The organism is Nostoc sp. C057 (genome assembly GCF_013393925.1).
In the GTDB taxonomy this organism is placed as follows: domain Bacteria; phylum Cyanobacteriota; class Cyanobacteriia; order Cyanobacteriales; family Nostocaceae; genus Nostoc; species Nostoc muscorum_A.
Genome location: NZ_CP040289.1, coordinates 35,777 through 44,868, shown reverse-complemented (window position 1 = coordinate 44,868; position 9,092 = coordinate 35,777). Strand labels below are relative to the sequence as shown.

17 protein-coding genes are annotated in these 9,092 nt (G+C 40.2%); 5 read left to right on the top strand and 12 right to left on the bottom strand.

The annotated features are described in order from the left end of the window. Positions 1-108 precede the first annotated feature (108 nt). A complete protein-coding gene (locus FD724_RS36430) occupies positions 109-339 on the top strand; it encodes a hypothetical protein (protein WP_256874644.1) in 231 nt (76 codons plus the stop codon). 221 nt (positions 340-560) lie between these two features. Beyond that, positions 561-1,019 carry a DNA-binding protein gene (locus FD724_RS36425; protein ID WP_114080764.1) on the top strand — a complete coding sequence of 153 codons (459 nt, stop codon included), beginning with the start codon at positions 561-563 and terminating at the stop codon, positions 1,017-1,019. Positions 1,020-2,070: 1,051 nt separating this feature from the next. Here the strand turns inward: FD724_RS36425 and FD724_RS36420 are convergent. Further along, positions 2,071-2,295 carry a hypothetical protein gene (locus tag FD724_RS36420; protein WP_179075750.1) on the bottom strand — a complete coding sequence of 75 codons (225 nt, stop codon included), beginning with the start codon at positions 2,293-2,295 and terminating at the stop codon, positions 2,071-2,073. 383 nt (positions 2,296-2,678) lie between these two features. Between FD724_RS36420 and FD724_RS36415 the strand changes: the two genes are divergently transcribed. After that, positions 2,679-3,428: an SDR family oxidoreductase gene (locus tag FD724_RS36415; RefSeq protein WP_179076525.1), complete on the top strand. Its 750-nt coding sequence runs from the start codon at positions 2,679-2,681 to the stop codon at positions 3,426-3,428. A gap of 270 nt (positions 3,429-3,698) precedes the next feature. Here the strand turns inward: FD724_RS36415 and FD724_RS36410 are convergent, their stop codons facing one another. Further along, complete coding sequence (locus FD724_RS36410; RefSeq protein ID WP_179076524.1) at positions 3,699-4,019, bottom strand: hypothetical protein; 321 nt, start codon at positions 4,017-4,019, stop codon at positions 3,699-3,701. A 13-nt stretch (positions 4,020-4,032) separates the two neighbouring features. Next, on the bottom strand, positions 4,033-4,245 hold the full coding sequence (locus tag FD724_RS36405) for a hypothetical protein (protein ID WP_179076523.1): 213 nt from the start codon (positions 4,243-4,245) through the stop codon (positions 4,033-4,035). Positions 4,246-4,283: 38 nt separating this feature from the next. On the opposite strand from FD724_RS36405, the gene FD724_RS36400 reads away from it, so the two are divergent. Then, positions 4,284-4,616, top strand: a complete 333-nt coding sequence (locus FD724_RS36400; protein WP_179076522.1) for a DUF5674 family protein — start codon at positions 4,284-4,286, stop codon at positions 4,614-4,616. Next, positions 4,613-4,987, top strand: coding sequence for a hypothetical protein (locus FD724_RS36395; protein WP_179076521.1), 375 nt, complete (start codon positions 4,613-4,615; stop codon positions 4,985-4,987). Before FD724_RS36400 ends, FD724_RS36395 begins: the two co-directional genes overlap by 4 nt. Here the strand turns inward: FD724_RS36395 and FD724_RS36390 are convergent. The 9 genes from FD724_RS36390 to FD724_RS36350 form a co-directional block, all read right to left on the bottom strand. After that, positions 4,973-5,266 carry a hypothetical protein gene (locus tag FD724_RS36390; RefSeq protein ID WP_179076520.1) on the bottom strand — a complete coding sequence of 98 codons (294 nt, stop codon included), beginning with the start codon at positions 5,264-5,266 and terminating at the stop codon, positions 4,973-4,975. The genes FD724_RS36395 and FD724_RS36390 overlap by 15 nt on opposite strands. Further along, entirely contained in the window at positions 5,247-5,651 is a 405-nt protein-coding gene (locus FD724_RS36385) for a hypothetical protein (protein WP_179076519.1), read from the bottom strand. Before FD724_RS36385 ends, FD724_RS36390 begins: the two co-directional genes overlap by 20 nt. A 55-nt stretch (positions 5,652-5,706) precedes the next feature. Beyond that, on the bottom strand, positions 5,707-6,099 hold the full coding sequence (locus tag FD724_RS36380; RefSeq protein ID WP_179076518.1) for a hypothetical protein: 393 nt from the start codon (positions 6,097-6,099) through the stop codon (positions 5,707-5,709). Positions 6,100-6,287: 188 nt separating this feature from the next. Then, entirely contained in the window at positions 6,288-6,632 is a 345-nt protein-coding gene (locus FD724_RS36375) for a hypothetical protein (protein ID WP_179076517.1), read from the bottom strand. 237 nt (positions 6,633-6,869) lie between these two features. Next, positions 6,870-7,643, bottom strand: a complete 774-nt coding sequence (locus tag FD724_RS36370; protein ID WP_179076516.1) for an ERF family protein — start codon at positions 7,641-7,643, stop codon at positions 6,870-6,872. A gap of 18 nt (positions 7,644-7,661) precedes the next feature. Then, positions 7,662-7,922, bottom strand: coding sequence for a hypothetical protein (locus FD724_RS36365; protein ID WP_179076515.1), 261 nt, complete (start codon positions 7,920-7,922; stop codon positions 7,662-7,664). A 5-nt stretch (positions 7,923-7,927) separates the two neighbouring features. Further along, the gene (locus FD724_RS36360; RefSeq protein ID WP_179076514.1) at positions 7,928-8,158 is read right to left on the bottom strand and encodes a hypothetical protein; all 231 of its coding nucleotides are present in this window, start codon (positions 8,156-8,158) and stop codon (positions 7,928-7,930) included. Next, positions 8,155-8,370: a hypothetical protein gene (locus tag FD724_RS36355; RefSeq protein WP_179076513.1), complete on the bottom strand. Its 216-nt coding sequence runs from the start codon at positions 8,368-8,370 to the stop codon at positions 8,155-8,157. The genes FD724_RS36360 and FD724_RS36355 overlap by 4 nt, the downstream gene beginning before the upstream one ends. A 93-nt stretch (positions 8,371-8,463) precedes the next feature. Next, a complete protein-coding gene (locus tag FD724_RS36350; RefSeq protein ID WP_179076512.1) occupies positions 8,464-8,940 on the bottom strand; it encodes a hypothetical protein in 477 nt (158 codons plus the stop codon). Between the last annotated feature and the right edge of the window lie 152 nt (positions 8,941-9,092).

Below are 9,092 nucleotides of genomic sequence, written 5' to 3'. Positions count from 1 at the left end.
CTATATTGGCTACATATCACATAAGAACCTAAAGATATTTATTTGTAGGGTTCTTGTCCCATAACCAATCTCATTCGATAATCTGGGTGATTAAATATGGATGCAACAATGCCTAGAACAAAAGCACAGGGAATGACCAGGATTGAACTTTACGTGCCAACAGCACTCTTTGAAGAAGCAGAAGAACTGGCCGAGTTTGAGGGGTGGAAATTATCAGAACTACATCGTGTATTTTGGGAAAACGGTTTTGGCATTTATGTCGAGCGCAGTAACAAGAGAATGATTAACAAACGCCTTCGTTCTAAGGCGGTGAACGACGCTGAGGCTGTAGAAGACTAACAAAGACGGAGCGCCCAGGGAAACCTGGGCATTACATTATCAAAACAGGAGTCAGGAGCCAGAATTCAGTAGGGTATTTTGTGCGACACAACGAATAGCGGTAGTTGAATCTCGACTTTGCTCGATTATCACGTAGCCGAAACTCAGTGCATCGCTGGCGGATAGCGCAACGTCAAGATTACTGACTTCTGACTTCTGACTTCTTCTTCAATGGAGGCAATATGTATCAAGATATGTATAATCTTGCTTGGGTAAAAACAGCTTGTGAACACGTCTTAGGTAAAAGCATTAGTATTAGAGCTTGGCGAAAATGGTTAAGGATATGTGGTGTACAGCAGTATGCCCGACAGGTGAGATTGAAAGAATGCTGCTATTTGTTAGGGCTTGCATATCTCAAAAGTCAAAATCTGTTCAAAAGGTATTCTTTGTCAGACGTTTCATTGTTACTCAAAAAAGATCAAGAGCGTTTTGCCCAATTTGGTATCGACTTAGAAGAACCAGATTTTCCGTTATCTGGGCGAGAACTTCCGAATTTTATCTACGACAGAACAAAGCGTAAAATCAGCTTGCGAACTGTGTATCGTTGGGCTGAAAAACACAGTATTCCCTTCTCTGTATCGAGAATTATTCCCCCACAAGAACTAATTAGATGGCTGGAATTAGGAAATGCCGCTTCTTAAAGATGAATTCAGAACCAAGAATTAGGACGCTCTCTACTAAACTCTAGAAAGCTGTGACTTGAATCATTAAATGAGCCAACTTGTGAACCATAAAATAAGCCATAAGTAACGCCAGATTAAGCTTTATAGCTACAACAGATATCAAACTTTGCATTAAATAATGAGCTAGAGTTGATTTTTTGCACCATAATATGAGCCTAAGTTTAAAAAACCCTTGTGAGCAAAACTTCAAATAAGCAACCCTCAAATAACAGCATAATTATCAACTTTTATTCCAAGATATGGTTCACAAGGCTCTACTTATGATTCAGAACCATCGTTTTTATAGGAATTGAGTCTACCTATGATAATTCTGGTGGGCGATCGCTATCCTCTGGGTTCATTAAATAAAAATGATAATCAAATTAGGAGGTGTTGTGCGAGCGTAGCTCGCACAACACCTCCTACCCCCCTATATGATTATCATTATTAAAATAAACTCGTTATCACATAGTGAACCATAAAATGAAAACCTACTTTGCGAAGCATATCTTGAGCTAAAAGCTCATTTAATGGTTCAAGTCACAAAAGCACGACTTTTTTGGACAGAATACCGGTTCTTGTTTCCTGATTTCTGACTCCTAAATTCTAATTTCTAGCCGCTCTTTTTTTTTGCACTGCTCTGTCGCAAAGCGGTACAGAATTCCGGCAGGTGTGCCGTGACATCCAAAACCCCTGCTGTGTATAGATGTCACAAAAAGCGGCATGATGTCAACAACGCCCAGAACCCTTGTGTTTCCGTTAATGTCACAAAAAGCGGCACAGTTGAACTGTGACATAAGCGTGCAGGGACAGTACTCAAAGCCATACAGAATGGGTGTCACGCGAAAAGCGGCCCACTTGACGAAAAAAAATAGGGATGAAAAAAAGCCCCGTTTTTAGGGCTTTTTTATGAAGTGGGATCGACAGCCCCTGACGCTCACGGAACGCCTGCTTTTAAGTGTGGGATTCGCTATACTCTATCCCTTACAAGCTTTTCATGACTGATGCTGGATTTTATTTCCCAAGCTTTCTATTTTTTATTTTGCAAGTTTTTCTTCTTCTTTTGTTTAGGGCACTGGATATCGACCATCAACCCATGCTCAAATACGATAGTGTGTTCTGGAGTTGCTCCATCAGTAAGGAGAGTTTTTTTCTGTTTACTCATCAACTTTATTTCCTTAATTGTGTTCTCGAAAAAATGAAGTTGATAGCCACAATCACACTCAAATGATGAAGGGAATGTTTCTTTGGGCATAAACTAATCGAAAAATTATATTTCCTTGGCATTTTTTTTCATAATCCCATTGCCCAGATGAAAAAGTGTAATCTTTTGTATAAGTTATTGAAACAGAGGAAAGCCGGTGGCATGGTTAATCTGTGAACCGCAGATTCGTTAAGGAAAGAAATTATACATTAAGCGGCTAGTGAGAAAATTTCCGTATAGTCAAGCTCATCGCAATAATCCTATTTGAATTACTTTTTTGTTTTGCCAACAAGTGTGTGCTGTTTTACCTAGCCTTTCTTCTAGGTTTCCAATATTTAAACTTTGTGGGACGATTAACCCAGTATTTAAACTCAGCTTAAACATCTTGTACTGAAATGTGATCTAAATTCATCACTACACAGGAGTGCTTAATCATGGTGCAGGACGAACTAAAGAACAAAGTAGCTTTGATTACTGGTGCAAATAAAGGTCTGGGGCTAGAAATGAGTCGCCAACTCGGACAACATGGATTGACAATTCTGATAGCAACTCGTAGTTTAGATGCAGCTAAAACAGCAGTGAGTAACTTAGAGAACGAAGGAATAATAGCTCACCCAATTGCCTTGGATGTCACTGATAGTACTCAAATTGAATCTGCTATTCAACAAATTAGTAACTCTTTTGGGAAACTTGATGTCTTGATCAATAACGCAGGTGTGTTTTTAGATGGTGATTGGTTAACCAGTAATGCTAGTTCTATTTCTGTAAACATTATTCGACAGACATTTAACACAAACTTTTTTGGTTTAGTGGAATTAACTCAACGAGCATTACCGTTAATATTGAATAGTCCTAGCGGTCGAATTGTAAATATGTCGAGTATTGAAGGCTCTTTAACACTTCATGCTGACCCCAATTCATTCATCTATGATTCCAAACCATTTGCTTACAATGCTTCTAAGGCAGCAGTGAACTCATTCACGATTCATTTAGCTCATGAGTTACGCAATACTCCGGTGAAGATTAATAGCGCTCATCCGGGTTGGGTAAAAACGGAATTAGGTGGTGAAGGTGCAATGATGGACATCGTATCCGGTGCGAAAACTGGTGTTGAATTAGCGATATTGCCAAATGATGGCCCCAGTGGTGGTTTTTTCCATCTTGGGGAACCAGTAGCTTGGTAACTTATACCATGACTTGAAGCAGTGGCATAAGTTATTAGTCATTACGCAAATTTCTTACGATTTTCGTACACTCGATACTATTGACTATTAATTCTTACGGTAAATGGCGATTTATCCCATTCCTTCAATGTATGGGATAAATCGCCATCTTTTGTAAAAAGTTGAGCATTATTCTTCTAACTCGGACTTTTCCATTTCTGGTGAAAAGTTGGCTCTACACTGCTCAAGTCATCTATTATTAGAGACACTTCTCAGTATGTGGGCATCTACTTAAGCATTAGATATTGTCTCCAACTGTTGCTTGAGAATTACAATTTCGATTTGATGCGCTTCAATCTCAGCTTGAAGTTCAGCACGTAATTCGCTTGGTGTAACTAGATGAATTTTCTCCTCTTCAAGATGTGACACTTCAGAAAAATCGTTTTTATCTAACAGAGCATAACGCCAAGATTCGTTACATAAGCCAGTCAGTAGACTATTGGGTGGATAATACTGAATCCCAACAATTATCCCCTGCTTGGTTCTTCGCCCGAACGAGTATTTTGGTGATGTCCAGTCATTGGGAATAGTGACAACTTTTAAAGTTTCCATGCGATTGCTCCTATTATTGTCTTAATTGTGTTTGTACTACTGGCTGCTGCCTTTTCTCTACCAAAACCTGACCAATAGATCCCCCAGTACCCAGCCCCAACATTCCTGTCGCAATCATGTACATTGCATTCTTGCCAAAAAATTGCACTCCTAAATACCCGATAGATATGGTCGCTAATGTGCTAGTCAGACTTACAACAATTACTTGTGCTTGATTCTGTTTCATAATTAAAATTCCTTTGCTTGATAGAGGTTTTAAGTTGTATGATTTTGCTGTTACGCGAACGCGCCACCCCGGAGCAACTTGAACAAATGCTGCAACAGCACAAGTTCTACATCAGAACCGCAGTTGATATCGAGCGTCGGGTGTTGGTTGGTGGTGGTGGTCTACACGCTGATTGTGAAGAAAAATTGCTAGATGACGGCAGTAGACAACAAGATATTTGGGCTGCCAGTTTTATGCCGATAAGTAGAAAAATCATTTATGAGTCGATGGTTAATCTTCGTCCCCGGCAAAATAGATCAATGGAACTTTTAGACCCTAAAATTAGAGAAAGGGTAGCTCAACTGATTAACGAGTTCCTAGGAAATTTATGATCGAAGTGACACCAAAGCAACAAATTTTTATGCAAGATGATGTGACTACACGTTTACGTCGTCTAGCTACACACTTGTCACAAATTCAATCTTTGTGGACTCAAGGCTCATCAGAGGATTTAATACTGGCTTTGGTTGATGAAAGCCGATACTTTATTGAGTGGACTGTACCAGATATGGTAAAGGCAGATGATATTGACCGAGCCTGTGAATTAGTTGATTTAGTTCGTCTTCTGACTCGTTGGCTATTCCATTGGGACAATATTTGGACTGATGCTGAACAAAAGCAATCTGCATCTGCTCAAATTTCATATTGGTTACAGCGAGTTTTGGAAATATCACGTACAGAACCGGAATCAATAAGTGCTTGAACTCTTTGAAGTCTGACGTTGTTTAACCAACAGCGAACGCAAGTACTGCCGACAAGCTGCTTCTCCCCTATAAATCAGAATCCGCAGCGCCTGCACTTCCTGTATCGGAGAAATACAAATCTCAGCGATCGCTGGAATTAAATTCTGTTGCTTCTGCACGTAATCTTGATGCTGCTGCTCCAACACAGCAATCTTGGAGTTTAACTGTTGTATCTGCCGTAATGCTTGAGTTAAAGACGATTCTTTGTTTTGAGAGCGATTATTTAAAGTTAATCTCATTTTCTTGCTCCTCTAAAGATTTTTTAAATGTTTGCCAATCGGGGCATTTATCACCGAAGCAGCCTTTGGGATGAACAGCGCAATTGAGAAGCACACCGTTGTAGACAACGCCATGAAAGTACCTGCAACCTCGACACGATAGAGGCACAGGTCTGGGTTTTAATGATTCTTCAAATTGCGCTGCCTCAATCTGACTACCTATAAACATGGTCAATCCAGTTTCCATCGTGCTGAAACACAAAGCCAACTTCGCTGCACTTGCAGGTATTGTGATGTTGAAATAGTTCGGTTTCTTTTGCCCGAAAACCACCAGAGAGCCAGTCAAAATAGTGGAAAATGCGAAAACTCCAATGGCAGATTTAAGAATCAATTGTTTTGTGTTCATATTGATTACGTCGGGTTTTGGAAATATCTGGTACTGAACCAGAATCACTGAATGCTTAATTTGACTCAGTTGGTTTCTTGGCGCTGGGAAACTTCTCGTGATCCGAGCAAGTATCTCCTTCTACCCCATGCGGATGAATCGCGCAAACTAGCCTAACTCTCCCATATTCAATACCATGAAAATTCCGGCATCCTTTGCAAGCTTTTGGTTTCGCTTTGAGTCTTTCCTCTAAAGTTCTGTCGATTTGTTCTTCAATTTGAGTTTTCAACAGACGATCTAGAGCTATTGTTTGCAATCCAACTCCCCCTAGCATCAGAGACAAGCCAGAAATCCAACTTTTTGCACCCTCTCCCGCAATTGTTCCTTTAACACCGATAATGATGCCGATCGCCATTGCTGTTGCTCCTGATGCTGCAACAAAAACATTTAAATATTTAAGCTTTGACATTGGTTTTTCTCTCTATTGTCGAACAAAATAAAATTCTGTACAACTGAACGATTTGACTTGCTTCTTTATATGAAAATCATCGGCATTTCGGCGGTTCATGCTTCGTAATAAAGCCCCAAAGTCGTAAATCGTTACTGTTGCATTGAGTTTTGATTTGGTTAACTTGATTTCCATCGTTGTTTCTTCCCCTAAAATTTATCCCGTTGAATACTGAGGCTTGCTCCGACTAAAGAACTGCCTAAGAATACGGAAAAACTGACCAACATTGCACCCAGGCAGATGTTTTTCTGTTGCTCCCAACCAGAGATGATGATGTTGGAGTCAGCATTCGTTTCAATAATCTCCAGTCCCCAACAAGCCATTGCTCCAACTCCTGCAAATCCGGTAAAAAGTAAAGATACAATTGCAGTTGTTTCTATGGTGCGGTCGAGAAGAATTCTGGGGTTGAATCTTTTTCGAGTCCGACGAAGAACTAATTTATTACGAGTGTTTGAAGGCAAAGATGATTGATAAGTCGCTTTCTGTGTTTTCATTTAGAATCCTCCAATTGGACATAGAAACCTGCACCTGTATTCGCAATCTTTACTTTTCTTTGATTGACCAATATTTGAATCACACTAAGACTAAATTTGATACTACACAATCGTGCGCTCCCCCCACAACGACGCAGATATTGTAGGCATAGTGAGGACTGGTCAGTAGGGGTGGGGTAAGTGGATTTTCTTGGCATTATATTTTCTTTATTGGTGTTATGGGAAGATATGATTAATTCAATTAAGTTCTGGCAATTGTGCAAGCGCACCTTCCATCCATGCTTGAATTGCTTCCATCTCAGAAACACCTCGCAATACAGCGTCAACAACGTGTCTCTGATAAGAATTAACAGCATGATCAGGATGTCCAAACTTATTACCAGCCCAAGCCAAACACATAGTTTTCACTAGTTCATCAATCTGAACAGAATCAAGTTCACTCGGACTTGTAACATTTCGAGAATGCAGCCACTCTTTAACTAAATCCAACGGGTAATTTAAAAGCGTGCGAACTTCTTTGACTCGCAAATCCTTTGGGTTGATTGATGGTGGAGTTATAGTTTGTTTGGTTGGCTGAACTCTTGGCTGTTGATTGTCTTTGCGGGGTCTAATATTATTCTGTGGTTGTTCAGTCTTTTGAGGAGTAGTTGCACCTTCAGCATCATTGTCTTCATCAGCAGTCACCGATAAAATGGCACAAACCGCATATCGTCGTGCATAAGTTAATGCTGCACCAAATTTCTGAGAATCACTGATTTCGGGTAGAGGATAAGTGCTGGTGATACTCTCTCCAGACTCATGGAAAATATGAGTCCGCAGTACGGTTTTACCTTCAAAAATTTCGGTGGTTTGAATTATTACTAATCCATATTTACCAAGCGCAGGAGTGACAGCATCTAACACAGCGTCTAGGGTTGCATATTTGCGTTTGTAGTGAGGATTAGTACCGTCCTTTTGAATCGGATTAAACTCTGCCTTTGCCTTGATTAAAGCTTTGATTAGTTCTTGCATTGTCCGGCTCCTCTCACTCTACCAATCATTTTCGTTGATATCACCAGACACTTTTTTGCTAGACTTAGCTTTATTTATCTGAAACTCTGAGGCTTTTAGCACAGGCATTGCTGCTTGTTTTACTGAAGTTTTAGCTTGTTGATAGAGGAATTGCGTTATTCCATCTGCGTCTTCCCCATCCTCGACTTGCGCCCATAGAGAACAACCCAGTTCCAGAGATTCATAGTCGCCTAGATTAAATTTTCTGGAGTAACTAACAGATACAGTTGTAAATTTCATTTTGGTTATCGATTTTTTTCGTTAGTATCAATCATCTCAATGCTGAGGACGAGACATAAATCGCTAGCTTTTACACCAATAACTCCTGGTTGGATTTCAGTACATAATTCTTCTATAATTGAGTGAAAATCAGGGTCTTCATCATTGATTTCCACTTCAATCAAACCTGCATCATTCGATATAACAGTTGCCCAAGTTGGCAAAGTTTGAGGAATACTGGTTGCATAGAGTTTCATGATTTTGATTCCTGATTAAACTTGACCTCAACAATTTTTTCTACACAACCCATTGCCTCGGTCAAATAATGCAATGTATCGCCCAAGTGAGTTGCTGCCTCTGGGTCAATCTTTTTATCAGCAATTAACAAAAGCCAAGTTTCATCTTGTGCAATTGTCTGAATATTCAGGTAGCACGAGTTGAATTGGTTCAGTATTTCTATCGGTTCCATTGGCTTATTCAATGAATTGTGGTGTTCCTATTTGGATAAAATTTAAGTTTGCTCCTTGCCACACAGGTGGGTCTGTCCTGCCCACCCGTTTTCTTATGCTGCAACCAAATGTTTCGCTTGTGGAACGTACTTCCTTAGCCGTTCCCATTCTTCATCGGTCAGCGAATCAAATTCCTTATCAAGCAACTCTTCTTCCGTGAGTGGTTGTTCTGTAGTCGCTTTTGATATCCTTGTCACCTTCATAAATTCATCCAACCCGACTGCTGCATCAACCGGCTCGGCGTATCGAATCTTATCTACCGCATTTGACCAGTGGGTGATGTGCTGAAATATCACCCCAATCATGGAATCATCTGTGTAGACTCGATAAGTTTTGGGGCAAGCTCCATTGACGTAAACTAGTATGTAACCAGGGATTTCGATAATCTCTGCATTCGGGTCTGTTGGCGGGAGAAAAATTTTCTCTGGGGATTCATCCCAATCGGCTTGTTGAAGAGAAAATGGGCTAATCATATTTGATGTGGCATGATGATTTGGATTGTTTAAATTTCGTTGTAGAGGCGATTGCATAACTCTAGGGGGAGCAATCGCTTTTTCTCACTTCCAGTACTAGGGATTTCCATGACCTCTGCATTCGCATCTGTCGGAGGTAGGAGAATTTTCTCTTGATAGTCACCTACTTGAAGCAAAAGGTTACTTGCTGCACTTTATGTCATGATTGG